The 24,822-nt window shown below is 73.1% G+C and carries 20 protein-coding genes; 12 read left to right on the plus strand and 8 right to left on the minus strand.

Annotation, left to right across the window (positions count from 1 at the left end; all coding sequences use genetic code 11):
- Positions 1–4 precede the first annotated feature (4 nt).
- The 3 genes from ADL34_RS03355 to ADL34_RS03365 form a co-directional block, all read right to left on the minus strand.
- Positions 5–442, minus strand: coding sequence for a roadblock/LC7 domain-containing protein (locus tag ADL34_RS03355; protein ID WP_062668011.1), 438 nt, complete (start codon positions 440–442; stop codon positions 5–7).
- Entirely contained in the window at positions 439–2,955 is a 2,517-nt protein-coding gene (locus ADL34_RS03360) for a sensor histidine kinase (protein ID WP_062668012.1), read from the minus strand. The genes ADL34_RS03355 and ADL34_RS03360 overlap by 4 nt, the downstream gene beginning before the upstream one ends.
- 66 nt (positions 2,956–3,021) lie before the next feature.
- Positions 3,022–3,801 (minus strand): MHYT domain-containing protein, encoded by a 780-nt coding sequence (locus tag ADL34_RS03365; RefSeq protein WP_062668013.1) that lies wholly within the window; start codon positions 3,799–3,801, stop codon positions 3,022–3,024.
- A 152-nt stretch (positions 3,802–3,953) separates the two neighbouring features.
- Here ADL34_RS03365 and ADL34_RS03370 point away from each other — a divergent pair, with 152 nt between their 5' ends.
- The 4 genes from ADL34_RS03370 (at position 3,954) to ADL34_RS03385 (ending at position 7,696) form a co-directional block, all read left to right on the plus strand.
- A complete protein-coding gene (locus ADL34_RS03370; protein WP_062668014.1) occupies positions 3,954–4,553 on the plus strand; it encodes a class I SAM-dependent methyltransferase in 600 nt (199 codons plus the stop codon).
- 224 nt (positions 4,554–4,777) lie between these two features.
- Positions 4,778–5,074 carry a hypothetical protein gene (locus ADL34_RS03375; RefSeq protein ID WP_062668015.1) on the plus strand — a complete coding sequence of 99 codons (297 nt, stop codon included), beginning with the start codon at positions 4,778–4,780 and terminating at the stop codon, positions 5,072–5,074.
- Positions 5,075–5,221: 147 nt separating this feature from the next.
- A complete protein-coding gene (locus ADL34_RS03380) occupies positions 5,222–6,094 on the plus strand; it encodes a hypothetical protein (protein ID WP_062668016.1) in 873 nt (290 codons plus the stop codon).
- Between the two features lie 234 nt (positions 6,095–6,328).
- A complete protein-coding gene (locus ADL34_RS03385; protein ID WP_062668017.1) occupies positions 6,329–7,696 on the plus strand; it encodes a tannase/feruloyl esterase family alpha/beta hydrolase in 1,368 nt (455 codons plus the stop codon).
- A gap of 28 nt (positions 7,697–7,724) precedes the next feature.
- On the opposite strand, the gene ADL34_RS03390 is transcribed toward ADL34_RS03385, so the two are convergent.
- Positions 7,725–7,907, minus strand: coding sequence for a hypothetical protein (locus ADL34_RS03390; RefSeq protein WP_062668018.1), 183 nt, complete (start codon positions 7,905–7,907; stop codon positions 7,725–7,727).
- A 145-nt stretch (positions 7,908–8,052) separates the two neighbouring features.
- On the opposite strand from ADL34_RS03390, the gene ADL34_RS03395 reads away from it, so the two are divergent.
- Entirely contained in the window at positions 8,053–11,022 is a 2,970-nt protein-coding gene (locus ADL34_RS03395) for a DEAD/DEAH box helicase (protein WP_079034145.1), read from the plus strand.
- On the plus strand, positions 11,019–12,338 hold the full coding sequence (locus tag ADL34_RS03400; protein WP_062668020.1) for a hypothetical protein: 1,320 nt from the start codon (positions 11,019–11,021) through the stop codon (positions 12,336–12,338). Before ADL34_RS03395 ends, ADL34_RS03400 begins: the two co-directional genes overlap by 4 nt.
- Here ADL34_RS03400 and ADL34_RS34495 read toward each other — a convergent pair whose 3' ends face one another.
- Positions 12,339–12,806 carry a hypothetical protein gene (locus ADL34_RS34495; RefSeq protein WP_079034139.1) on the minus strand — a complete coding sequence of 156 codons (468 nt, stop codon included), beginning with the start codon at positions 12,804–12,806 and terminating at the stop codon, positions 12,339–12,341.
- A 183-nt stretch (positions 12,807–12,989) separates the two neighbouring features.
- Positions 12,990–14,156 carry a xylose isomerase gene (gene xylA / locus ADL34_RS03410; protein ID WP_062668022.1) on the minus strand — a complete coding sequence of 389 codons (1,167 nt, stop codon included), beginning with the start codon at positions 14,154–14,156 and terminating at the stop codon, positions 12,990–12,992.
- A 202-nt stretch (positions 14,157–14,358) separates the two neighbouring features.
- Here xylA and xylB point away from each other — a divergent pair, with 202 nt between their 5' ends.
- The 5 genes from xylB to adh all read left to right on the plus strand — a co-directional run bounded on the left by xylB (position 14,359) and on the right by adh (position 20,906).
- Positions 14,359–15,804: a xylulokinase gene (gene xylB, locus ADL34_RS03415; protein WP_062668023.1), complete on the plus strand. Its 1,446-nt coding sequence runs from the start codon at positions 14,359–14,361 to the stop codon at positions 15,802–15,804.
- 13 nt (positions 15,805–15,817) lie between these two features.
- Positions 15,818–17,026 carry an ROK family transcriptional regulator gene (locus ADL34_RS03420; RefSeq protein ID WP_062668024.1) on the plus strand — a complete coding sequence of 403 codons (1,209 nt, stop codon included), beginning with the start codon at positions 15,818–15,820 and terminating at the stop codon, positions 17,024–17,026.
- A gap of 251 nt (positions 17,027–17,277) precedes the next feature.
- Entirely contained in the window at positions 17,278–17,877 is a 600-nt protein-coding gene (locus ADL34_RS03425) for an N-acetylmuramoyl-L-alanine amidase (RefSeq protein WP_062668025.1), read from the plus strand.
- Positions 17,878–17,959: 82 nt separating this feature from the next.
- On the plus strand, positions 17,960–19,270 hold the full coding sequence (locus ADL34_RS03430) for a GAF domain-containing protein (RefSeq protein WP_062668185.1): 1,311 nt from the start codon (positions 17,960–17,962) through the stop codon (positions 19,268–19,270).
- A gap of 112 nt (positions 19,271–19,382) precedes the next feature.
- Positions 19,383–20,906 (plus strand): aldehyde dehydrogenase, encoded by a 1,524-nt coding sequence (adh, locus tag ADL34_RS03435; RefSeq protein WP_062668026.1) that lies wholly within the window; start codon positions 19,383–19,385, stop codon positions 20,904–20,906.
- A gap of 87 nt (positions 20,907–20,993) precedes the next feature.
- Here the strand turns inward: adh and ADL34_RS03440 are convergent, their stop codons facing one another.
- Both ADL34_RS03440 and ADL34_RS03445 read right to left on the minus strand, forming a co-directional pair.
- Positions 20,994–21,347: an ArsR/SmtB family transcription factor gene (locus ADL34_RS03440; RefSeq protein WP_062668186.1), complete on the minus strand. Its 354-nt coding sequence runs from the start codon at positions 21,345–21,347 to the stop codon at positions 20,994–20,996.
- Positions 21,348–21,540: 193 nt separating this feature from the next.
- The gene (locus tag ADL34_RS03445) at positions 21,541–23,292 is read right to left on the minus strand and encodes a SulP family inorganic anion transporter (RefSeq protein WP_062668027.1); all 1,752 of its coding nucleotides are present in this window, start codon (positions 23,290–23,292) and stop codon (positions 21,541–21,543) included.
- 245 nt (positions 23,293–23,537) lie between these two features.
- Here ADL34_RS03445 and ADL34_RS03450 point away from each other — a divergent pair, with 245 nt between their 5' ends.
- Positions 23,538–24,761, plus strand: coding sequence for a metallophosphoesterase (locus tag ADL34_RS03450; RefSeq protein ID WP_062739759.1), 1,224 nt, complete (start codon positions 23,538–23,540; stop codon positions 24,759–24,761).
- Positions 24,762–24,822: the final 61 nt, after the last annotated feature.

Below are 24,822 nucleotides of genomic sequence, written 5' to 3' on the forward strand. Positions count from 1 at the left end.
GGTCTCATCCCCCGGCGGGCGGCCGGGTGGTGGTGCGGGTCGGGGTGCGCAGGTGCTCGCCGACCCGTTTGACCATCCGTGCCATCTCGTAGGCCACCAGGCCGATGTCGGCAGTGACGGCGGTGAGGACGGCGAGGCAGGAGCCGTCGCCCGCCGCCGCCACGAAGAGGAAGGCGTCGTCCATCTCGACCATGGTCTGGCGTACTCCGCCGACCCCGAAGTGCCGGCCGGTGCCCTTGGCGAGCGAGTGGAATCCGGAGGCGACGGCGGCGAGATGTTCGGCGTCGGAACGGCGCAGACCGGAGGACGAACCCACCGCGAGCCCGTCGTTGGAGAGCACGACGGCGTGCCGTACCTCGCTCACGCGCGCCACCAGGTCGTCCAGCAGCCAGTCGAGTTCGCCGGACCGGCCGGCGCCCCTCATGCTCGGGTCCGGGATCATGCGAAGTCTCCTTCGGTGCCGTCGTGGCGCTCTGCTGGATCGGATGCGGTGTCACGGCCGGGTGGCCTGCCGCCGCCGCGCGCCCACCCTTCGCGGTAGGCGGCCATGCGGTCCCTGACGACCTCGGGGGTACGACCGTGGTCGGGCCGCTCGGTCGGTGCGGTCCGCGCGGGGTCGTCCGCGTGGTGCTCACGCAGCTGGGGCGCGAGGCTCGCCTGCCGGACCCGGCGTGGCAGGTCGTCGGTGGTGCCGGGGTCGTCCGGGGGCCGGTGAAGTCGCAACGTCGTGACTCCGGGGGGTGGGGTGCGGGTCGGCTCGGGCGCGGGTGGCGCGGGCGCCACCAGGGCGGGACGTTCGGCGGCCGTGGGGACGGACTCCTGGCGCCGTTCGGGAACGGGCACGCGCGCGTAGTCGTGTTCGGCGGGCCGTTCGTCGTCGGCCGCGTCCCCGGTGGAACGTTCCGCCGGCCCGTCGTGCAGCAGGGCGGTGGGCAGCAGCACGACGGCGGTGGTGCCGCCGTACGGAGAGGTGCTCAGGTGCACCTTGATGCCGTGCCGCGAGGCGAGCCGGCTGACCACGAACAGGCCGAGGCGGTCGCTGTCGAACAGGTCGAGCGCCTCGGACTGCTCGATGCGCCGGTTGGCCTCGACGAGGGCCTCCTTGCCCATCCCGAGGCCGCGGTCCTCGACCTCGACGGCGTACCCGTTGCCGACGGGTTCACCGGTGATGCGCACACGCGTGTGCGGGGGCGAGAACTGTGCGGCGTTCTCGACGAGTTCGGCCAGGAGGTGGGTGAGGTCGGCGACGGCCGCCCCGAGGACGGACGCCCCCGGGAGCTGCCGTACCTCCACGCGCGCGTAGTCCTCGACCTCCGAGACGGCCGCACGCACCACGTCGGTGAGGGAGACCGGCATCCGCCACGCCCGCCCCGGAGCCGCACCGGAGAGGATGATCAGGCTCTCCGCGTGACGCCTCATACGGGTGGTGAGGTGGTCGAGCCGGAAGAGGTCGCTCAGTTCGTTCGGATCGTCGCTGCGCCGCTCCATGCTGTCCAGCAGGGTCAGCTGGCGGTGCACGAGGACCTGGCTGCGGCGGGCGAGGTTGACGAAGATCCCCGAGACACCGCTGGCGAGTTCGGCGCGCTCCACGGCCGCATGCAGGGCCGCGCGGTGCACGGTGTTCAGAGCCTCACCGACCTGGCCGGCCTCGTCCTCGGCGGGCGGCCCGGGTGGTGCCTCGCTGCGGACGTCGATCTCCTCGCCGGCGCGCAGCCTCCGCATGGCCTCGGGGAGTTTGTGCCGGGCGATCTCCAGAGCCGTGTCCCGCAGGGTCACCAGTTCCACGACGAGTCCGCGGCCGATGCGTACCGAGATGACGAGCGAGGCGGCGACGGCGAGCAGGCCGAAGAGCACGGCGGCGCCTGCCGGGGTGAGCAGTCCCCGGGTGAACGGGTCGGCGCGGTCCGCGACCGCGCGTCCGGCGTCCTGCTGGATGGTGCGCATCGCGCCCTGCACGCGTGCGTGTGCCGCGCTCCAGTCGGCGCCCGGACCCGCGTCGGCAGCCGGCGCCGGTGATCCGGGCCGGGCGGCGGTGACCGTGTCCTCCAGGGCGGTGACGGTCGCGTAGTCGTCGCCGGCGGCGAGCCGCTGCCAGGCCGCACGCCGGCTGCCGCGCAGATCGGCGACGGCGGAGCCGGTGAGGGTACGGCGGGCGCCGACGGCGCCGGTGAACAGCCGCAGCCGCGTTCCGTCGAGGCGTCCGGCGAGACGGGCGCTGTCCAGCACCGCCTGCTCCTGGGCGAGCGCCTCTCCCGCGCGGGCGAGTTCGAGCAGCACACGCGCCTCGGAGCCGAGTTCGGCGTCCTGCACGCCGGTCAGCGCGCCCAGCACGGCGAAGGCGTTCTCGATGGTGTCGGTGTACTGCCCGTACGCCCCCTGCCAGCCGGAGCGGCGGTCGAGGACGTCGTCCCGCACCACGCTCAGCCGCTCGGCGCCCGTCACGAAGGTCGTGAGCCGCGGGGCCACCCCGGTGGGGAACTCCTCGCCGTCGGCGACGGTGTTGCGTTTCCCGAGCCGCAGCCTCACCACCGCCTCGCGGCTGTCCTCCGCGAGCCTCCTGAAGTCCGCGGCACGGCCGGTGGACGGGTCGGTCGCGTACCGCACCGCTGCCGTGCGCTCGGCCTGTAGCGCGGCCACGGCGGCCGCGACGGGGTCCCTGATTCCCTCGTCCACGCGCTGGAGCTGGCGCAGCCGGGCGACGTCCTGCGCCGTGGTGACCGAGGCGAAGGCCCACAGCGCCAGCAGCGAGACGACCGGGACCATGAGCAGGCAGACGATCTTGGCGCGGACCGTGCGGGGACGCAGGGCGCGCGAGGGCGCGCTCTCGGGGCTCGCGCCCGGTGACTCCTCGGGGCCTTCGTCGGCCGGCGGTCCGGCGTGCGCGCGGCGTCCGCGCACCGGAGGCGGGGACGAGGGTCCGGCGTCGGCTGCGGTGCTGCTACGGGGGGTACGCATGGCCTCCTCGATCGGGAGTGGTTCGGGGACCTGCTCCGGTGGGCCGTGCGGGCCCCGTGGGCACGGTCAGCCGGTGGTCCGTCCCACGGCGGGCGGGACCGGGGCGGGCGCGGGTGCCTCGCGCTTCCCGGCGGCGGGCGACAGCGCGACGAAGGCGGAGGTCAGGAAGAGATAGGACCCGAGGCCGACGGCGAGGGGGAAGATGAACTGCATCGCCGTGGCCCCGGGCAGGACCCCACCGGCCGGGACGACATTCACGCGGACCGCGAACATCCCGGTGTAGTGCATGCTGCTGACCGCGGCGCCCATGATCAGGGAGGCGACGGCGACCGCGACGGGGGACTTGATGTTGAGCGCGGCCCACAGTGCGGCCGTCGCCGCGGCGACGGCGATCAGGACCGAGAGCCCGACGAGGGCGGGGTCGTAGGTGACGTCACCATTGAGGCGTACGGCGGCCATGCCCAGGTAGTGCATGCTCGCCACTCCGACGCCGGTGGTCAGGCCGCCGAGGAACAGTGCGCGCGTCCGGTCCTTGCTGTAGCCGACGGCGAAGACACCGCCGCAGACGACGGCCATGGCGACGAGCAGACTGAGCACGGTGAGCGGCACGTCGTAGCGGATGTCGGTGCCGCTGACGCTGAAGCCGAGCATGGCCACGAAGTGCATGGTCCAGATGCCGGTGCCGATCGCCGAGGCGGCGGTGACGAGCCAGTTCCGCCGGGAACGGCCGGTGGCGCCGAGCGCGCGCACGGTGCAGCGCAGTCCCAGCGCCGCGCCCGTGCACGCCATCACGTACGACAGGGCGGGGGTCAGCCAGCCGAGAGCGGCGTGGTCCAGGTGTCCCATGGCCCCGGGACGCTAGCCGGGGCACGGGAGCACGAAGGGGGCGCATTTCGAAAGGTGTTGGAATATGACTCGGAGATGCGCCGGAACGATCGCGTGAGGTTCGAACGTGTGCACAGCGGTGTCATCCGTGCCGGTGAGGGATCATGCGGAGCATGAGCGACGACCACACACATGTGCAGGAGTTCTTCACCGCCCGTGCCGCCGACTGGGACAGCCGGTTCCCGGACGACGGTCCCGCCTACGCCGCGGCCGTCGCCGAGTTGGGACTGGTCGAGGGCGATCGTGTGCTCGACGCGGGCTGCGGCACCGGGCGCGCTCTGCCGCCGCTGCGCGCCGCCGTGGGCGTCTCGGGTGTGGTCCTGGGCGTCGATCTCACCCCGGCCATGCTGGAGGCCGCCAGGCGCGCGGGACGCGACCGCGACGGACGGCTGCTCCTCGCCGACGTGGCCGCGCTGCCGCTGCGGCCGGAGTCGGTGGACGCCGTGTTCGCGGCGGGGCTCATCGCACACCTGCCGCATCCGGCGGACGACCTGCGTGAGCTGGCCCGGGTCGTACGGCCCGGCGGCACGCTGGCCCTGTTCCATCCGATCGGCCGGGCGGCGCTGGCGGCCCGGCACGGCCGGCGGCTCACCACGGACGACCTCCGGGCCGAGGCGAACCTGAAGCCGCTCCTGGCCGGCTCCGGGTGGCGCATGACCTCGTACGTCGACCAGGACGACCGCTTCCTGGCCCTGGCCGTACGGCCCTCCTGACGCCCTGGGGGCGGCCGGGCCGTGCCGGCCCCGACTCGGAGGCGGCGCCCGACGGCCGTCGCCGCTGCGAGGCCCTCTTATGCGGAGCCGACCCCAACTCCTAGTTTGGGACCGGTCGATGAGCGTTCGACGCCCGCCGTCACGTTCGTTCGCCAGTGCGTTCGTTTCATCTGCGACTTCGTTTGGCTTGCTCGTTTTTCGTCCTACAGGGGGAAGGTGTCCACATGTGGAACAGGCTGCGCGAGTCGTGCGCCGGCGTTCTCCGCTCTCTGCGTCTGGAGCCGGACAGCGGCAAGGAGGGCGGCACGCACAATCTGTTCGAGGCCGCCGCCGTGTACGTCTCGGCGCGCGCGACCGACGACCAGGAGCGGATCGACGAGGCCAGCGGCTGGGTGTCTCCGGAGGCACTGTCCTTCGGGGTGAGCGAGCTGGCCTGCCGGGCCGTCCTCACGCTCGCCCGCGAACGCGAGGAGTCCCCGCAGGCCGTCGCGCGGGCGCTCCTGGGGCTCCCGACGACGTGACATGGGCCGCGCCATGGGTGCCGTTCGCGGTCGATTTCGCCCCGTGCGGCCGGAAACCTGCAGGCCCGGGGTGCCTCGGAGTCGTGACAAGGGGCTTGCGGGCGCACTAGGGTGCGCGCCGATGGACGAACCGATGGGGAGGCTGGGATGGCCGGGACGGACGAGGAGGCCGTCGCCGCCGCGGACGATGCGCTCTATGTGCTCACGGCGGTGTTGCTGACGCCGGCGAAGTTCCCGAGCGTGCTGGGCGACGACTATCCGGAGGCCTGCGCGGCGCTCGGACTCGCGCCGCTCGCGGAGGGCTACGGCCTGGTGCTCGGCCAGGACGGCGACGGTGCCCGGTGGACCGTGGTCATCGACGACGTCTCCCTGGTGGCCGTGGCCATCGCGTCCTGGGACTGCGGGATGGAGTACGACCTGTCGCCGGACGAGCGCACGGTCGTGGCCGCCCTTCCCGGCTGGCCGCTCGCCGTCGCCGTCGCCGCCCCCAACGTGCCCCCGCCGCACGACCCCGATCCCGAGATCGCGGACGGCCCGCCGCTGGCCCCGCCGGACACGAGCGTGTGGGGACCGGCGCAGCGGCGGCTGGGCGCCGACGAGATCGCCCTCCAGTGGGCGACGTGGCGGGAGCAGATCGACGACGACGCCTTCGCCGCGGCCGGAAGCGCTGCCGCCGGCACCGGGGCGCAGAAGGAGAGCGAGCAGGCCGAGGACGGCGAGCAGGGCGAGAGCAAGCCCGCCGCTCAGGGAGGCCACAGCGGCATCCGGCGGGTGCTGGCCGAGGCACGCGCGTACGTGGACTCCCCGCCACCGCTGGGCCGCGTCCGCTCGTCCTTCGCCTCCGGTGACGCGCGCACCCTGCGGGCGGACGGCCCCGGCTGGTCCCTCGTCGCGCGGACGGACGACATCGCGTTCGTGCTGCTGGACGACGAGCCGGGCGAGGTCCTGCCGGTGGGCCGTGGACCGGAGCTCCCCGGGCTGCTGGAGGCGCTCGACAAGATGGCGGTACGCCCCAGCTGAGCCTGCTGTCGACGCACGGACCGCCGGCGAGATGTCGCGCGACCGCGTATGCAGCCGGTGGCGTCCGCCTGCCGCGTTCCGTCATGGCCGGGCCCCTGTCGTGGGGACCCATTCGACAGCGGCGTTCCATGTGGTGCCAGCCCATGGATGAGGCGGAGCCGGGACCGCACCATGGGGCAGCCCTCGGGGCTCGTTTCCCTCATGTGCTCGTCCCCTTCCGCCAGGAGTGCTGTCATGCGCCTGTCCAGAGCCGTTCCGTTTCTCGCCGCCACCCTGCTGGCCGCGACCCTCGGTGGTCCCGGCCCCGCCTCGGCCGCGACGGGGGGCGAGCAGCACTGCGCCCGCCAGGACCGCGTGCGGGTACCGGGTGCCGCCTTCCAGCAGGCCGCGTGCCTCGCCGATCTGACGACGACGGGCCTCGCCGGTACCCCGTACACCGACATGGCCGACCAGGCCGGGCTGACGGCCCGCGACACCCGGACACCGTCGGGGGTCCCGGGGATCCAGGTAGACGGCTACTTCCCGGACTCCTCCCGCTTCAACGCCACGCACGGCTGGAACCACGACGCGCAGTTCGTGATCCGGCTGCCCGACCGGTGGAACGGCAGCCTCGTGGTGACGGGGGCCCCGGGGACCCGCAAGCAGTACGCGACGGACGCGGCGATCTCCGACCAGGTGCTGGCACAGGGATACGCCTACGCGGCGACCGACAAGGGCAACAGCAGCGCCGACTTCTACCGCGACGGCCGGCGGCCCGGTGACGCGATCGCCGAGTGGAACCGGCGCACCACCGAGCTCACGCGGGCCGCTCGCAAGGCCGTGGCCCAGCGGTACGGCCACGCTCCCCGCCGGACGTACATGACCGGCATCTCCAACGGCGGTTACCTCACCCGCTGGCAGCTGGAGAACCACCCCGAGCTCTACGACGGCGGCGTGGACTGGGAGGGCGCGCTGTGGACGACGCACGGCTCCAGTCTCCTCACCTCCCTGCCGACCGCCGTGGCACGGATGCTCGGCTCCGCCCGTGACGAGGACCTGTACGCGGCCGGTTTCGCGCGCGGCTCCGAGTTCCTGTGGCCGTATCACGAGCGGGCGTACTGGGGTGTCACGCAGAAGATCTACCGCGCCGAGTTCGACCCCGCCTACGATCCGGCCTGCCCGGGAACCTCGGCCGGCACCACGACCGAGGAGATCCTGGCGCCCTGCGCCTCCGACGCCTCCTACGACTACGCCTCCCGGCCCGCCTCCGTGCATCGCGCCGTGGCACGCGTCGCCCTGACCGGACGCATCGGCCGCCCCCTGATCACCCTGCACGGCGATCTGGACACCCTGCTGCCGAAGGCCGCCGACTCCGACGTGTACGCGCGCATGGTCGACGGAAGCGGACGAGGCCGGCTGCACAGCTATGTCGGCGTCGTCGGCGGCACGCATGTCGACGGGCTGTACGACACCTATCCGGACCGGCTCCGGCCGATCCTGCCGTGCTACCGGTCCGCCTTCGACAAGCTCGTCGCGTGGGTGGAGCGAGGCGTACGTCCGCCCGCGGACCGGACGGTCGCGAGGCCCGCGGACGGGGACGTCGTCAATTCCTGCGCACTGTAGGCACCCAGCCCGCCGCCCGCAGGGCCGGTCAGCGACCGAGTTCCTTGCGGGTGGCACGGCGCAGCCTGCGCCGCTGTGACGGGTCGAGCGTGAGGTAGGCGGCGGCCGGGACTCCCAGCACTATCAGGAGCGCCGCCCACCAGGGCAGCCAGATCAGCAGGATGAGGCCGACCGCCACTCCTCCCGCAGCGACCTTCGCGTTCTTCGACATGTGCGTCGCCTCCTTCGCGGCCACTGCCGCTCTCTGACCTGAAAACGGGTCCGTGCGTCTGGCAGTTCCGCGCCGCACCCCTGAGACGTCCCTGAGGTGCGACCCCTAATGGTCAGGCCGTCAGGCTGGTGACCTGGGTCACATGATGACCGTACCCGCTGGGCGTAGGGATGGTGTACTCTCGGCGACTCGTCTCCGAGTAGTCAAATTTGAGGAGTGCTGCTCAGTCGTGCCGAGGCTTCCCGAGGCGAAGGCAACGTCGTCCGACCTTCCCGACCCGGCGTCCTGCGACGTCGTCTTCCTCCCGGGCGACCCCGCCCGCACCGGCCGCATCGCCTTCTGGCGGATTGACGGCGCCGCCGTGCCCCGTCTCCCCCACGGCAGCGTCGAGGAGCTGTCCGTCGTCGTCCCCGGTGAGAACGGCGTGGTGCCGGTGAAGGTGCCGGCCCTGCTCCTTCCGGTCCGTGCGGCGCTGCCCGTGCTCACACGTGCGCGTACGTCGCCGCAAGCCTCCCGGGCGGCGGTGTTCTGGGGCACGGCGTCCGCCCTGGCCCTGCACGTCGTGGCCGGGGGTTCGCTGCTGCCCGGCCTCTCGGCCGAGGACCACGACGCCTGGCGGGCGGGGCCCTTGCGCCCGGAGGACGTGGAGCGCGTCCGTCTCCTCGCCGCCGCGATGCCACCCGAGGCGCACGCGCTGCCGCTGCCCGGCGAGGAACCCCTGAGGTTGCCGGACCCCGAGCAGTCGATCCGGGCCTTCCTGGACGCGGTCGCCGACGCCCTGCCACGCTCCCCCGCGGCTCCGCTCGTCACGGGCGGGTCCGCGTACGCGGACCCGTCACCACAGCACCTGCCGGGGCTTCGCGCCTGGGCCGCCGACGTCGCCGCCGGCCACGACGCGGGCGTACGGCTCTCCGTGCGCGTGGAGTTCACCGGTGCCGACGGGACCGACAGCGCCCCCGAGGACTCCCGGGCGCCGTCGTTCCGCGCCGTCCTCCAGGTGCACAGCGTGAGTGACCCGACGCTGGTCGCGGACGCGGTGGACGTGTGGAGCGGGTCCGGCGCGTGGAGCGGGACCGGCGCGTTCGAACCCGGTGCGCGGATGGACACCCTGCTGGCTCTGCGTCGCGCCGCCCGGGTCTGGGCTCCTCTGTCGCCGCTGCTGTCCGCGGCCGTCCCGGACGCCGTGGACCTCGCCGACGACGAGCTGACGGACCTGCTGCGGGACGGCGCCCACCGGTTGTCGGGGATGGGTGTCGAGGTGCACTGGCCGACGGGCCTCGCCCGTGAGCTGACCACCGGCGCGGTGATCGGCCCGCCGGACGACGCGGCCGGGCCCGGCGCAATCGCCTCCGGCGCACCGTCGTTCGTGTCCTCCGACGCGCTGCTCTCCTTCGACTGGTGGGTCGCCCTCGGCGACCAGCGGCTCACGCGCGAGGAGCTGGACCGCCTCGCCGAGGCGAACCGTCCCGTCGTGCGCCTGCGCGACCGATGGGTGCTCGTCGATCCCCAGGAAGTGCGGCGCGCCCACGCGCGCGAGAGCCACGCACTGGCGCCCATCGACGCGTTCGGGGCGGCCCTGACCGGGACGATCGAGGTCGAGGGGCGCCAGGTGGAGGTGCGCTCCACGGGCTGGCTGACCGCACTGCGGGAACGGCTCGCGGACCCCGAAGGACAGGAGCCGGTGGACCAGCCGGCCGCCCTCGCGGCCACACTGCGTGACTACCAGCGGCGGGGCCTGAACTGGCTGGCACGGATGACGTCCCTGGGACTCGGGTGCTGTCTGGCCGACGACATGGGTCTGGGCAAGACGATCACGTTGATCGCGCTGCACCTGCACCGGCAGGGCGACCCCGCCTCGGCCGGACCGACGCTGGTCGTCTGCCCGGCGTCCCTCATGGGCAACTGGCAGCGCGAGGTCGAGAAGTTCGCGCCCGGCACGCGCGTGCGTCGCTTCCACGGTGCGCGGCGCGACCTCGGCTCCGTGGCGGACGGCGAGTTCGTGCTCACCACGTACGGCACGATGCGTCAGGACGCGGCCAGGCTCGCGACGCTGCCCTGGGGCATGGTCGTCGCCGACGAGGCCCAGCATGTGAAGAACCCGTACTCGGCGACCGCGCGGGCGCTGCGTTCCATCGGCGCACGCGCGCGCGTGGCGCTCACGGGCACCCCGGTCGAGAACAACCTCTCGGAGCTCTGGGCGATCCTCGACTGGACGACACCCGGTCTGCTGGGCCGCCTCGGCACATTCCGCAGACAGTACGCCGACGCGGTCGAGGGCGGTCAGGACCCGGCCGCCGGAGAGCGGCTCAGCCGCCTCGTGCGGCCCTTCCTGCTGCGCCGCCGCAAATCCGATCCGGGGATCGCGCCGGAACTCCCGCCGAAGACCGAGACGGACCGCACGGTGTCGCTCACCGTGGAGCAGGCGGGCCTGTACGAGGCCGTGGTGAGGGAAGCCCTCGCGGCCATCGCGGGTGCCGACGACATGGCGAGACGCGGCGCCATCGTGAAGCTGCTGACGGGCCTGAAGCAGATCTGCAACCACCCGGCGCAGTACCTCAAGGAGGAACGGCCGCGAATCGGCGGGCGGTCCGGGAAGCTGGAGTTGCTCGACGAGCTGCTGGACACCATCCTCGCCGAGGAGGCGAGCGTGCTGGTCTTCACCCAGTACGTCGGGATGGGGCGCCTGATCGAGCGGCATCTGAGAGCCAGGGGCATCGCCTCGCAGTTCTTGCACGGCGGTACGGCTCTGGCGGAACGCGAGCGTATGGTGCGGCGCTTCCAGGACGGTGACGTGCCCGTCTTCCTGCTGTCGTTGAAGGCCGCCGGCACCGGGCTGAACCTCACGCGCGCGGAGCACGTCGTGCACTACGACCGTTGGTGGAACCCGGCCGTGGAGGCCCAGGCCACCGACCGCGCGTACCGGATCGGCCAGGACCGGCCGGTGCAGGTGCACCGGCTGATCACGGAGGGCACCATCGAGGACCGCATCGCCGACATGCTCAGCCGGAAGCAGGCACTGGCGGACGCCGTGCTCGGCGCGGGTGAGGCGGCTCTGACGGAGCTGACGGACGCGGAGCTGGCCGATCTGGTGGAACTGCGAGGGGGCGCCCGATGACCGGACACGAGGACCGAACGACCGGCCACGACGCCGAGGTGGAACGCACCTTCGCCGCGTTCCCTCCGGCGCGTGGGCGGGCGTTCGCAGTCACCTGGTGGGGGCAGGCCTGGCTGACGGCGCTGGAGGAGTCGGCACTCGACCTCCAGCAGCTCAAGGCGGGGCGCAGGCTGGCGCGGGCGGGGGCGGTCGGAGCCGTGTCGGTGCGGCCCGGGCGCATCACGGCCATGGTGCGCGGCCGCGACCGTACGGCGCACCGGGCGGACGTCCTGGTGGAGCCGCTGACGGAGCGCCAGTGGGATCGCTTCCTGGACATGACCGTCGAACGGGCCGGGCACGTCGCGGCCCTGCTGGACCGTGAGATGCCCCCGCACTTGATGGCGGACGCCTCGGTCACGGGGATCGACCTGCTGCCCGGCATGGGCGACTTGGAGCCGGAGTGCGCCTGTGACGCCTGGGACCACTGCGAGCACACGGCGGCCCTGTGCTACCTGGTGGCACGGCTGCTGGACGAGGACCCTTTCGTCCTGTTCCTGATGCGGGGGCGCGGTGAACGGGCCCTCCTGGCCGATCTCCAGGCCCGCGGCGACACGGCGTCCGGCGGCGGGGCGCCCGACTCCCCCGCGCGGCCAGGGGTGGACGCCGCGGAGGCGTACGCGACCGGCGACATCCTCCCGCCGCTGCCCACCCTCCCCGGACTGCCCGCTAAGCCGGGCGTGCCGCCCTCACTGGACACCGAGACCGCACCGCACGCGGACATCGACCCCGACGCCTTGGAGGTGCTGGCCGCCACCACGGCCGTCGAGGCGCATCGTCTGCTCGCGGAGGCCCTGCGGGACACCCCGCCGAGCCCTGCCATGAGCGCGGAGTTGACGCTCGCTCAGGACGCCGTACGCGTGGCCGCGGGCACGACGGACGCGCGCGTGACCGAGCGTCTGGCCGACGGTTCGGGGCGTGGGCGCGACGGACTGGACGTGGCCGTACGCGCGTGGCGGCTCGGCGGGGAGGCCGCCCTGTGCGTGCTCGATGAGAAGTGGCAGGTGGAGGGCGAGGCACTGGCACGCGCGTGTGCCGCCCTGGAGGCCGCGTGGGACGAGGACGAGCGGCCGCCGCTGCGGCACGAAGCGAACCGGTGGACCGTGGACGGCTCTCCCGCTCAGCTGCGCCTCGGACAGGACGGACGCTGGTGGCCCTACCGGGAGGAGGCGGGCCGATGGGTGCCCGCGGGAGCACCCGCGCGCGATCCGGCGACGGCACTGGCCGCCACGGAACCCGACTGCATCGATCACCAGCCCGACGGCACGGAGGGCCCCTGATTAGGGCAACGCGTCCTCCAGGGACGGCAGAAGCGATTCGAGACCGCTCGGGAAGCCACTCGGCAAGTCGCTCGGGAAGCCGCTCGGCAGATCGGTCGGGAACCCCGACGGGAGCGAGGTGGGCAGTTCACTGGGCAGTCGGCTGGGCAACTCGCTCGGGATGCTCAGGGACGGGCTCGGCGATGTGCTCGAGTCGGTGCCCGACGGCGAGCTGTCGTCGGGGTTGTCGCCGTTGCCCCTGACCAGCAGGACGGCCGCCACCACGGCGGCGACGGCGACCACGGCGACGAGCAGGACGACGAGCGGATTGCGGGGGCGCCCGGGACCGCCGCCGTACGGGGGCGGTCCTGCGCCGTACGGGGGCGGGCCTGCGCTGCCGTAGCCGTCGGCGGGCGGGCCGAAACCGCCCGGCGGTGTGTGACCCGGAGGCGGTCCTGGCGGCTGAGGCGGTACGGGCGGCGTGGCCATACCGTCAAGGGTGGCAATGCCGCGGCTGATCCGCGACCCCTGTACGGGAGTTGGGACGGCTCCGCACCACGGATCTCATGGTTCCGGAACAATCCGGTCGGTTTCCGGCCACGTCCGGCCGGAAACCCGGGCACCGCGTGTGCACCGCCAGTAAAGGAATCAGCGGTGCACACGCGTGTGGCGTCAGCCGCGGGCGCCCAGCAGGTGGTCCATCGCGAGCTGGTCGAGGCGCTCGAACGCCATCCCGCGCGCGGCGGCCGCGTCGACGTCGAACTCCTCGAAGGCCGTACGGTCGGCGAGCAGCCCCTTGACCCCGTCCGCCGCGGTCGGCTGGGCGAGCTCGTCCAGGCGGGCGGCGCGCAGCGCCTCCTGGACCTCCGGGTCGGCACGGAAGGCCGTGGCACGCTCCTTGAGGATCAGGTAGTTGCGCATGCAGCCCGCGGCCGACGCCCACACGCCGTCGAAGTCCTCTGTCCGCGGCGGCTTGAAGTCGAAGTGCCGGGGACCGGTGTAACCGGCACTCTCCAGGAGGTCGACCAGCCAGAAGGCCGAGCGCAGGTCGCCGGCACCGAAGCGCAGGTCCTGGTCGTACTTGATGCCGGACTGGCCGTTGAGGTCGATGTGGAACAGCTTGCCCGCCCACAGCGCCTGGGCGATGCCGTGCGGGAAGTTGAGCCCGGCCATCTGCTCGTGGCCGACCTCGGGGTTGACGCCGTACAGCTCGGGGCGCTCCAGGCGCTCGATGAACGCCAGCGCGTGGCCGACGGTGGGGAGCAGGATGTCGCCGCGCGGCTCGTTCGGCTTGGGCTCGATGGCGAACTTGAGGTCGTAGCCCTGGGAGGTGACGTACTCGCCGAGGAGGTCGAACGCCTCCTTCATGCGGTCGAGCGCGTTGCGCACGTCCTTGGCGCCACCGGACTCGGCGCCCTCGCGGCCGCCCCAGGCGACGTAGGTCTCGGCGCCGAGCTCGACGGCCAGGTCGATGTTGCGGATCGTCTTGCGGAGGGCGTAGCGGCGCACGTCGCGGTCGTTGGCCGTGAAGCCGCCGTCCTTGAAGACGGGGTGGGTGAAGAGGTTGGTCGTCGCCATCGGCACCTTCATGCCGGTGGCGTCGAGGGCCTCGCGGAAGCGCTTGATGTGCGCCTCGCGCTCGGTGTCCGAGGACCCGAAGGGGATCAGGTCGTCGTCGTGGAAGGTGACGCCGTGGGCGCCGAGCTCGGCCAGGCGCTGCACCGTCTCGACCGGGTCGAGGGCGCTGCGGGTGGCGTCGCCGAACGGGTCCCGTCCCTGCCAGCCGACGGTCCACAAACCGAAGGTGAACCTGTCCTCGGGGGTGGGCTGGTAGCTCATGACGCGGCTCCTTGCTTACTGACGACTGCTTGAACGACTCGCTACGACTATTTCGTCATGGCGGTTTACAAATTAGTATGCCAACGCGTCCCTGGGAAGGGACACGATGTCCCCGAAAGGGCCGGATCCGGGTCTTCACGCGCCGGACGGCCGCAAAACAGCAGGTCAGAGAGCCGCAGAGCCGCGGAAAAGGGAGTGCCCGATGTCAGCAGCCGAGGGTCCGCTCGTCGTCGGCGTGGACACGTCCACCCAGTCCACCAAGGCGCTGGTCGTCGACGTGTCGACCGGGCGGGTCGTCGCGAGCGGCCAGGCCCCGCACACCGTCACCTCGGGTGCGGGCCGCGAGAGCGACCCCCGCCAGTGGTACGACGCGCTGTGCGAGGCGCTGCGTCAGTGCGGCGAGCCCGCGCGCGAGGCGGCCGCCGTGTCGATCGGCGGCCAGCAGCACGGCCTGGTCACGCTGGACGAGCGGGGTGAGCCGGTGCGTCCGGCCCTGCTGTGGAACGACGTGCGCTCGGCGCCGCAGGCAGAGCGCCTGACGGAGGAACTGGGCGGCGCGAAGGTCTGGGCGGACCGGACGGGCTCCGTCCCGACGGCCTCGTTCACGGTGACGAAGTGGGCGTGGCTCGCCGAGCACGAGCCGGAGTCGGTGCGGGCCACCCGTGCCGTGCGCCTGCCCCACGACTACCTGACCGAGCGCCTGACAGGCCAGGGCACCACGGACCGGGGCGATGTCTCCGGCACGGGCTGGTGGGCGTCGGGGACGGAGACGTACGACGCCCAGATCCTGGAGCACGTCGGCCTGGACCCGGCGCTGCTGCCGCGCGTGGTGCGGCCCGGCGAGGTCGCCGGCACCGTGCGCGACAGCCACGACCTGCCGTTCTCCAAGGGCACCCTGGTGGCGCCCGGCACCGGTGACAACGCGGCGGCGGCGCTGGGCCTCGGCCTGCTCCCCGGCGCGCCGGTCCTGAGTCTCGGCACGTCGGGCACCGTGTACGCCGTGTCGCGGCGGCGCCCGGCCGACCCGACCGGCACCGTGGCGGGCTTCGCCGACGCGCACGGCGACTGGCTGCCGCTGGCCTGCACGCTGAACTGCACCCTCGCCGTCGACAAGCTCGCCGCACTGCTGGGCCTCGACCGGGAAGCCGTGGAGCCGGTCTCCGGCCTCACCTTCCTGCCCTTCCTGGACGGCGAACGCACGCCGAACCTGCCGCACGCGTCGGGCGTACTGCACGGCCTGCGCCACGACACGACCGGCGGCCAGCTCCTCCAGGCCGCGTACGACGGTGCCGTGCACGCGCTGCTGGGCGCCCTGGACCTGGTGCTGGACGAGGACGCGGACCGTTCGGTGCCGCTGCTGCTGATCGGTGGGGGCGCCCGGGGCACGGCCTGGCAGCAGACGGTTCGCCGCCTGTCGGGCCGCCCGGTCCAGGTGCCCGAGGCCAAGGAGCTGGTCGCATTGGGTGCCGCCGCCCAGGCCGCCGGGCTGCTGACCGGCGAGGACCCGGCCGCGGTCGCCCGGCGCTGGAACACCGCGCGCGGGCCGGTGCTGGACGCCGTGGAGCGGGACGACGAGACGCTGGCCCGGATCAGCGGGGTACTCTCCGACGCGGCCCCGCTGCTGGAGCGGAGCCCCGAGGCGCACTGAGGAAGACGGAGGCATGACCGCACCGCTGCACGAGGTCCATCCCGCGGGTGCCGGGCGCGCGCTGCCCGACACCCAGCAGGGCATGCGCCGCCGCAATCTCGCCCGGGTGATGCACACGGTCAGCGCCGACGGGCCGCTCTCGCGCGCGGCCGTGGCCTCCCGCATCAAGCTGACCCGTGCGGCGGTGTCCACGCTGGTCGACGAGCTGATCCGCGCGGGCCTGCTGGAGGAGCTGGGCCCCGAGCGGCCCGGCCGGGTCGGCCGTCCGGGGTCGGCCCTCGCGGTCAGCGCGCACGGGCCGGCCGGGATCGGCGCCGAGGTCGGTGTGGACCACCTCGCCGTCTGCGCCGTCGATCTGCGCGGCGAGGTGCGGGCCCGGGCAGTGCGTCATGTCGCGAACCGGGGCCGGGCCGCCGGGCCGGTGCTCGCCGAACTCGGCGCGCTCGTGGACCAGGTCGTCGCGGAGGCGGGCGGCGAGGGACTGTGGCCGGCCGGGCTGGCGGTGGCCGTGCCGGGTCTGGTGGCCCGCGACGCCCGGACGGTCGTCCGCGCCCCCAACCTGGAGTGGCGGGACACCGACGTGGGCGAGCTGCTCGCCACCGACCTGCCCCTCACGGTGGGCAACGAGGCGAACTTCGGCGCTCTCGCCGAACTGTGGCTGGGTGACGGCACACCGCAGGACTTCCTGCACGTGTCGGCGGAGATCGGTATCGGCGCCGCGGTCGTCGTGGACGGATCACTGCTGCACGGGACCCGCGGTTTCGCGGGCGAGCTGGGCCACGTGCCCGTCCAGCCCGAAGGACCCGCGTGCGCGTGCGGAGGGCGTGGCTGCCTTGAGCAGTACGCGGGCGAGGAGGCGGTGCTGCGCGCGGCCGGGCTGGAGCCGGGTGAGGACCGGGTCGGGCTGCTGGCGGAGCGGGCCGCCGCCGGGGACGAGGACGTGCGGGGCGCGCTGCGCGACGCCGGCACGGCGCTCGGCATCGCGCTGACGGGCGCGGTCAATCTGCTCGACCCCCGCACGGTGGTGCTGGGCGGCGCCCTGGCCGGTCTCGCGCCGTGGCTCCTGCCGTCGCTGGAGTCCGAGCTGGACCGGCGGACCGCGGGCCCGGCCTGCCCGGTGTCCGTGTCCCGGCTGGGTCCCGAAGGACCTCTGCTGGGAGCCGCGCACGCGGTCGTGCGGGCGGTGCTGGACGACCCGGCCTCGGTGGCGCAGCGGGCCTGATACCGGTTCAGGCGGCGCGCGGCCCGACCCGCGCTCACTCACGTCGGCCCGGCCCGCGTTCACTCACGTCAGTGAGCGAGATATCCACAACTCCCCGCCCGTCCACGGAAATACGGCCGGCCCTTCTGCCTGCGGATTCGGGGCGTACCTTGATTCACACGCCGTCCGCACCAGCCCCGCCCCTGGTCCCGGCCAGCGTGATTCCCCTCTCCTCCGGTCCACCTCCCCCCTTCCGAAAGGCGGTTCACGACGTGGAGCGCGTACGCACCCACCTCAGCAGACGTCGCGTCCTGCAGGGGACCGCACTCGCCGCCGTCCCCTACGTCCTGCTCCCCGAGCAGCGGGCCGGCGCTCATGTGCCCGGACCGGACCAGCCGTCCGCCGAGTGGCGGCCCGCGGGCAGCGCCTGCTACTCGGTCGCGCAGCCAGGGACGGCCCGCACGATCGACCGGGTGATCATCCACATGACGCAGACCATGTACCGAAAGACCCTGTTCCTCTTCGAGGCCGGGCGGAAGAAGGTGTCCGCCCACTACGTCGTCCGGTCCGCCGACGGGCACACCTCGCAGTGTGTCCGCGAGTCCGACATCGCCTGGCACGCGGGGAACTGGCAGTACAACGAGCGCAGTATCGGCATCGAGCACGAGGGGTGGGTGGACGAGCCGTCCTACTTCACCGACGTCATGTACGAGAGCTCCGCCCGGCTCACGGCCGCGATCTGCGCCCGGCACGGGATACCCACGGACCGCACGCACATCATCGGGCACCACGAGGTGCCGGGCAGCGACCACACCGATCCCGGGCCGCACTGGGACTGGGGGCGCTATATAGGGCTGGTCAAGGCAGCCTGAGGGTTCGTACGGGCGAGCCGCCGGCACATCGTTCGAGTGAGCGCCGTCGAAGAGGTTGTCGGCGCGTCTACCCGGCGTGACGATGTCCCCAGCCGCATCGCCGTCCGGGGAGGCCGAAGTGTCCGATCCGTGGGTGGCCCTGGAGCCGGGGACCGACCCTGCCGAACGTGTCCGAGTACTGCGTCGTGCCCATGAGACCTTCACCGCGGTGGGCACCGTGCCCAGGCCGGTGCGTGCCGTGGTGGCGGACTCGTGGCGGCGGTCCGCGCGGGCCGGAGTCGGACCGGACGGCACGGCGAGCGTGGAGCTGGCGGACGGCGACCTCGGTGCCTACCGGGCGGAGCATCCGCTGGCGCGGGTGATGCCGCTGTTCCGGGAGCTGATGGGCACGTTCGCCGCGGACGGCGAGCATCTGCTCGCGGTGTGCGACGCGCACAGCCGGCTCCTGTGGGTCGAGGGACATCCGGCGACCCGGCGCAAGGCGGACCGGATGAACTTCGTGCCGGGTGCGCGCTGGGCGGAGACCGCCGTGGGGACGAACGCGCCGGGGACGGCGGTCGCTGTCGACCGTCCGGTGCAGGTGTTCGCGGCGGAGCACTTCATCCGCCGGGTGCAGCCCTGGACGTGTGCGGCGGCGCCTGTGCACGATCCGCGGACCGGGCGGGTCCTCGGGGCGGTCGACATCACCGGCGGGGACGGCCTGGCGCATCCGCACAGTCTGGGATTCGTGCAGGCGGTGGCGCGGGCGGCGGAGTCGCATCTGGCGCTGCTCGGTCCGCAGGACGACCCGGTCGACGCGCCCGAACTGACCGCGCTGGGGCGGGACGAGGCGCAGTTGCGCGTCGGTGGCCGGAGGATCAGGCTGAGCCGGCGGCACAGCGAGATCCTGGTGCTGCTGGCACGGCATCCGGAGGGGCTGACCGGCGACGAGCTGCTGTGCGCCCTGTACGAGGACGAGTCGGTGACACCGGTGACCCTGCGCGCCGAACTGGCGCGACTGCGCCGGACGTTGGGTCCGTCGCTGCTGGGTTCGCGGCCCTACCGGCTGATGGTGCCGGTGGAGTCGGACGTGGCGGTGGTCGAACGGCGGCTGGAGGCTGGCGCGGTCACGGCCGCGGCGACGGCGTACGCCGGTCCGCTGCTGCCGGGCTCGCAGGCACCGGCGGTGGTACGGCTCAGGAGCCGTCTGGCCGACGGTCTGCGGACGGCGCTGATCGCCCGCCGCGATCCGGACCTGCTCGCCGACTGGGCGCACGCCCCGTGGGGCGAGGACGACCTGGACGTGTGGCGGGCGCTGGCGGCGGTCCGGCCGACACCGGCCGTACGGTCGCGGCTCGCCGCGCTGGAACACGAACTGACCGCCGGGCCCGGGCAGCACCGTTCGCCGTGGTGAGCGGCGCCGTGGCCCGGGCCGGGCACGCAACCTGGTTGCAACCTCGCCGCTCCTAGCCTCGCGGTGCGAGCTGCCCAGCGGCGGGCAGCGCTTCTTCGGGAGGCAGAGCAAGATGACCCGTTACGCGGCGCCCGGCACCGACGGCGCGATCGTCTCCTACCAGGCGCGTTACGACCACTTCATCGGCGGTGAGTACGTGCCGCCGAGCCGGGGGCAGTACTTCGAGAACCCGTCGCCGGTGACCGGTCAGCCGTTCACCGAGATCGCGCGGGGCACGGCGGAGGACGTGGAGCGGGCCCTCGACGCGGCGCACGCGGCCGCCCCGGCGTGGGGCCGTACCTCGGTCACCGAGCGGGCCGGGATCCTGCTGAAGATCGCCGATCGTATGGAGGCCAATCTGGAGCGGCTGGCCGTCGCCGAGAGCTGGGAGAACGGCAAGCCGGTACGGGAGACGCTGGCGGCGGACATCCCGCTGGCCATCGACCACTTCCGTTACTTCGCGGGCACGATCCGGGCGCAGGAGGGCACGCTCGGCGAGGTGGACGACGACACGGTGGCGTACCACTTCCATGAGCCGTTGGGCGTGGTCGCGCAGATCATCCCGTGGAACTTCCCCATCCTGATGGCCACCTGGAAGCTGGCACCGGCGCTGGCGGCGGGCAACGCGGTGGTGCTCAAGCCGGCCGAGCAGACCCCGGCGTCGATCCACTACTGGCTCAGTCTGGTCGCCGATCTGCTGCCGCCCGGTGTGGTGAACATCGTCAACGGCTTCGGCGTGGAGGCGGGCAAGCCGCTGGCGTCCAGCCCCAGGGTGGCCAAGGTGGCGTTCACGGGCGAGACCACCACGGGCCGGCTGATCATGCAGTACGCCTCGGAGAACATCACGCCGGTGACCCTGGAACTGGGCGGCAAGTCGCCGAACATCTTCTTCGACGACGTCTGGTCGGCCGCGGACGACTTCCGGGACAAGGCGCTCGAGGGCTTCACGATGTTCGCCCTCAACCAGGGCGAGGTCTGCACCTGCCCGTCCCGGGCCCTGGTGCAGCGCGGCACGTACGCCGAGTTCATGGAGGCGGCGGTCGCGCGGACGGAACAGATCAAGACCGGTCACCCGCTGGACACGGAGACGATGATCGGCGCGCAGGCGTCCAACGACCAGTTGGAGAAGATCCTCTCCTACCTCGACATCGGCCGGCAGGAGGGGGCGAAGGTCCTCACGGGCGGTGAACGCCTGGAGCACGAGGGCGAGTTGAAGGGCGGCTACTACGTCCAGCCGACCATCTTCGAGGGTGACAACCGCATGCGGATCTTCCAGGAGGAGATCTTCGGGCCGGTCGTGTCGGTGACGTCGTTCGACGACTTCGACGACGCCATCAAGATCGCCAACGACACGTTGTACGGCCTGGGCGCGGGCGTGTGGACACGGGACGTCAACACCGCGTACCGCGCGGGCCGGGCCATCCAGGCGGGCCGCGTATGGACGAACTGCTACCACGCGTATCCGGCACATGCCGCGTTCGGGGGCTACAAGGGCTCCGGGATCGGCCGCGAGACGCACAAGATGATGCTGGAGCACTACCAGCAGACGAAGAACCTCCTGGTGTCGTACTCCCCGAAGAAGCTGGGCTTCTTCTAGACACCAGAGAAAGGCGCCTGGCCTGGGTTCTCCCGGTCAGGCGCCTTTGTGGCCCGTCTCGCCACCGCCCCCGAGCAGGCTTGTGCGTCAGCCCGGTGGTTCGGGCTGGCGGCCGGTGCCTGCCTGGAGGTCTGCCAGGAGTTCGGCCTGACCTGTCAGGACGCCGGAGAGGATCGTGCGGGCGACCCGGAGGAGTTCGGCGACCTGGGGGGTGGCCAGGGAGTAGTACACCGCGGCACCCTCCCGGCGGGTCACCACGAGGTTGGCGCGGCGCAGGACCGCCAGTTGCTGGGAGAGGTGCGGGGGTTCGATGCCCACCTCGGGCAGCATCTCCGCGACCGCGTGCTCGCGTTCGCTGAGCAGTTCCAGGACGCGGATGCGGGCCGGGTGCCCGAGCGTCTTGAAGAACTCGGCCTTCAGTTGGTATAGCGGCGTGCTCACTGTGCGGCTCTCTCCCCGCGGCAGCGGCAGCGGCACGGCATCCATCTGCTTGTCGTATCCATGCTGCCTTCCTCGCCGGCGGTGCCGGCATCGCCGATTCCGCGCTCGGTCCCGGGCACACCGCAGTCCCGTGGTGACGACCTTTCGAATTGCCAACATTAGCAATCGGGCAGACACAGCCGCGGCCGTGCGGTCAGGTGGGTTCCTCGTGGAGATCCGACCGCTGTGCGGCCCGCGGCGCCGCCCGGCACGGGACCGCGTCGGTCCTGGCGGACAGGATTCCCGTCAGTTCCAGGTGGTCACGGGCGGCGCGGATCGCCTCCGGGGTGGTGGCGTACGCGCGGCCGTCGGGTTGCAGCAGGTCCAGCGCGCCCACGGAGCCGAGGACCTGCCGCTGGCCGGGGCGGACGCCGGACGCGAGGACGAGGATGCCGCGGCGGGTCAGCTTCTCGACCGCGTCCTTCAGGACGAGGGCGCCCGTGGCGTCCATCGTCGACACCCGCGACATGCGCAGGATCACCACCCGGACGTCGGCGACCTCCGTCAGTTCCAGCAGGAAGCGGTGCGCGCCCGCGAAGAAGAGGGGGCCGTCGATGCGGTACGCCACGATGTGCTCGGCGAGCAGCGCGTGCTCCTCGGCACTGTGGTCACCTCGGTCCAGCGGGACCTGGTCGAGGCGGGCCTGCTTGGCCACCGCGCGCAGGGCGAGGGCGCCGGCCACGACGAGGCCGATGATCACGGCGTACACGAGGTCCAGGGCCAGCGTGGCGACGGCGGTGAGGACAAGGATCAGCGCGTCGGACCGGGTGGCCCGGGCCATGGCCCGCAGGGAGCCCACCTCGACCATGCGGATCGCGGTGGCCAACAGCACGCCCGCCAGCGCGGCCAACGGGATCCTGGAGACGAGCGGCGCCGCGGCGAAGACGATTACGGCGAGGACCGCGGCGTGGGTGAGGGCGGCGAGCCGCGAGGTCGCGCCCGTGCGGACGTTGACGGCGGTGCGGGCGATGGCGCCGGTCGCCGGGACGCCGCCGAACAGCGGCGCGGCGATGTTGGCCAGACCCTGCCCGAACAGTTCCCGGTCGGGGTCGTGCCGCTGCCCGACGGTCATGCCGTCCGCGACCGACGCCGACAGAAGGGATTCCAGGGCCGCGAGGGCGGCGACCGCGACGGCGGGGGCGAGCAGGGAGCCGAGCGCGCCCGGGTCGAGGAAGGACAGCGTGGGGGCGGGCAGGCCGGACGGGAGGTCCCCGATCGGCTCGGCGGCGTCCAGGTGCGCGAGCTGGGCGACGACGGTGGCGGCGATCACCGCGACGATCGAGAAGGGGACCGCCGGCCGCCACCGGGCGCCCACGAGCATGAGCGCGGCCACGGCGACCGCGAGGCCGACGGCGGTCCAGTTCGGGGACTGGACGAACGCCTCCACCGCCCGCCAGGTGACCACCAGCACCCGGTCGCCCTCCGGCTTGGGCACGCCCAGGGCGTGGGGGATCTGCTGGAGGCCGATGACGCAGGCGATGCCGAGCGTGAAGCCCTCGACCACCGGGGCGGGCACGTACCGCATGTACTTGCCGGCCCGCAGCGCGGCCAGCGCCACCAGCATCACGCCGGCCATCAGGCCCACGGTCAGTACACCGGCCGGGCCGTACACGCCGACGATCGGGACCAGGACGACCGTCATCGCGCCCGTGGGCCCGGACACCTGGAGGTTCGATCCGCCGAAGACGGCGGCCAGGGCGCCCGCGACGACGGCGGTGGCCAGGCCCGCCTGCGCGCCCAGGCCGGAGGAGACCCCGAAGCCGAGGGCGAGCGGCAGGGCCACGATCGCGACGGTCAGCCCCGCGAGGAGGTCCCGGCGCGGGTCGAGCCGTACGTCTCTGAGGTCGTCGCGGCCCGGCAGCAGTGAGGTGATCCGGGCCCACACCCGGCGGAGGCCGGAGCTCATGGCGCGACGACCCCCGCTTCCTTCAGTTCGGCCAGCGGAACGGACACGACCCCTCGGCTTCCTGCGGACGGCATCCCAGGGCGGAGCCGTCTCACCGTGCCGCACCCTTACGTCAGCAAGTAGAGCATGTTGGCAATTGCTTAATTTTGCAACTCTGCATGTCCTGACAAGGTCGACACTCACCAGCACCCACCCGACCTCAGCGGATACAGTGCGCGGGACGGCAGCCCGGTGGGAGGGGACGCGTGACCGACACCAGCAACACCCGATCCGCCGACGGCGAGGCGCCCGCCACGAAGCCGAGGCGGCTGCTGTACCGCGTGATGCGCCACCTCCCCGCGATCGCCCCCGTTCTGCTCTGGACCGTGCCGTGCGTCCTGCTCCTGCACACCGGCCAGCACTGGCCGCTACCCGTCACGCTCACCGGCACCGCCCTGTTCGTGCTCGGTCTCGCCGCCATGCCGGTCGCGATGGTGCGCGGTCACGGGCGGCGTCAGCATGACCGCGCGGCCATCCTCGGCGACACGCTGCTGGGCGGCAGCTGGGTGCTGTTCGCCTGGCCGCTCCTGCTGGGCGTGCCGCTGCGGATCGCCCTGATCGCGGCCGGCGTCGGCGAAGGACAGGAGCGGGCCCGGATCGTCACCTGGGCCGTCCTCGGCGTCACCGCCGCCCTGCTCGCCTGGGGGTACGCCGAGGCGCGGCGCGTGCCCCGCGTGCGGCAGGTCGAGGTGCGGCTCCCCCGGCTGGGCGCCGGACTGGACGGCCTGCGGGTCGCCCTCATCACCGACACCCACTACGGCCCCCTCGACCGTGCCCGCTGGTCCGCGCGGGTCTGCGAGGCGGTGAACGGCCTCGAAGCCGACCTGGTCTGCCACACCGGCGACATCGCGGACGGCACCGCCGCCCGCCGTCGCGCGCAGGCGGCCCCGCTCGGCACCGTGCGGGCCACCCGGGCGAAGGTGTACGTCACGGGCAACCACGAGTACTACAGCGAGGCCCAGGGCTGGGTCGACCTGATGGACGAGCTGGGCTGGGAGCCGCTGCGCAACCGCCATCTGCTGCTGGAACGCGGCGGCGACACCCTCGTGGTCGCGGGCGTGGACGACGTCACCGCCGGGTCGTCCGGGCTGGCCGGTCACGGTGCCGACGTGACCGCGGCCCTGGAGGGCGCCGACCCCGGGCTGCCCGTCCTGCTGCTGGCGCACCAGCCCAAGTTCGTGGACCGGGCCGTGGCCGCCGGTGTCGACCTCCAGCTCTCCGGCCACACGCACGGCGGCCAGATCTGGCCCTTCCACCACCTCGTCCGGCTCGACCAGCCCGCCCTCGCCGGTCTCAGCCGGCACGGCAGCGGCACCCAGCTCTACACGAGTCGCGGCACCGGCTTCTGGGGCCCGCCGTTCCGGGTCTTCGCCCCCAGCGAGATCACCCTGCTCGTGCTCCGCTCCCCACACCCGGCCGCCTCGGTCTAGGGGGTGTCTTGTCGTTCAGGCCGGGAGCCCGGCCTGAACGACAAGACACCCCCTAGCGCGC

The organism is Streptomyces sp. NRRL WC-3605 (assembly GCF_001509795.1).
In the GTDB taxonomy this organism is placed as follows: domain Bacteria; phylum Actinomycetota; class Actinomycetes; order Streptomycetales; family Streptomycetaceae; genus Streptomyces; species Streptomyces viridochromogenes.

Coding starts and splice junctions, on each gene's coding strand:
- ADL34_RS03355 (WP_062668011.1), bottom strand. CDS start 442: ATGATCCCGGACCCGAGCATGAGGGGCGCCGGCCGGTCCGGCGAACTC.
- ADL34_RS03360 (WP_062668012.1), bottom strand. CDS start 2,955: ATGCGTACCCCCCGTAGCAGCACCGCAGCCGACGCCGGACCCTCGTCC.
- ADL34_RS03365 (WP_062668013.1), bottom strand. CDS start 3,801: ATGGGACACCTGGACCACGCCGCTCTCGGCTGGCTGACCCCCGCCCTG.
- ADL34_RS03370 (WP_062668014.1), top strand. CDS start 3,954: ATGAGCGACGACCACACACATGTGCAGGAGTTCTTCACCGCCCGTGCC.
- ADL34_RS03375 (WP_062668015.1), top strand. CDS start 4,778: ATGTGGAACAGGCTGCGCGAGTCGTGCGCCGGCGTTCTCCGCTCTCTG.
- ADL34_RS03380 (WP_062668016.1), top strand. CDS start 5,222: ATGGCCGGGACGGACGAGGAGGCCGTCGCCGCCGCGGACGATGCGCTC.
- ADL34_RS03385 (WP_062668017.1), top strand. CDS start 6,329: ATGCGCCTGTCCAGAGCCGTTCCGTTTCTCGCCGCCACCCTGCTGGCC.
- ADL34_RS03390 (WP_062668018.1), bottom strand. CDS start 7,907: ATGTCGAAGAACGCGAAGGTCGCTGCGGGAGGAGTGGCGGTCGGCCTC.
- ADL34_RS03395 (WP_079034145.1), top strand. CDS start 8,053: ATGACCGTACCCGCTGGGCGTAGGGATGGTGTACTCTCGGCGACTCGT.
- ADL34_RS03400 (WP_062668020.1), top strand. CDS start 11,019: ATGACCGGACACGAGGACCGAACGACCGGCCACGACGCCGAGGTGGAA.
- ADL34_RS34495 (WP_079034139.1), bottom strand. CDS start 12,806: ATGGCCACGCCGCCCGTACCGCCTCAGCCGCCAGGACCGCCTCCGGGT.
- xylA (WP_062668022.1), bottom strand. CDS start 14,156: ATGAGCTACCAGCCCACCCCCGAGGACAGGTTCACCTTCGGTTTGTGG.
- xylB (WP_062668023.1), top strand. CDS start 14,359: ATGTCAGCAGCCGAGGGTCCGCTCGTCGTCGGCGTGGACACGTCCACC.
- ADL34_RS03420 (WP_062668024.1), top strand. CDS start 15,818: ATGACCGCACCGCTGCACGAGGTCCATCCCGCGGGTGCCGGGCGCGCG.
- ADL34_RS03430 (WP_062668185.1), top strand. CDS start 17,960: ATGTCCCCAGCCGCATCGCCGTCCGGGGAGGCCGAAGTGTCCGATCCG.
- adh (WP_062668026.1), top strand. CDS start 19,383: ATGACCCGTTACGCGGCGCCCGGCACCGACGGCGCGATCGTCTCCTAC.
- ADL34_RS03445 (WP_062668027.1), bottom strand. CDS start 23,292: ATGAGCTCCGGCCTCCGCCGGGTGTGGGCCCGGATCACCTCACTGCTG.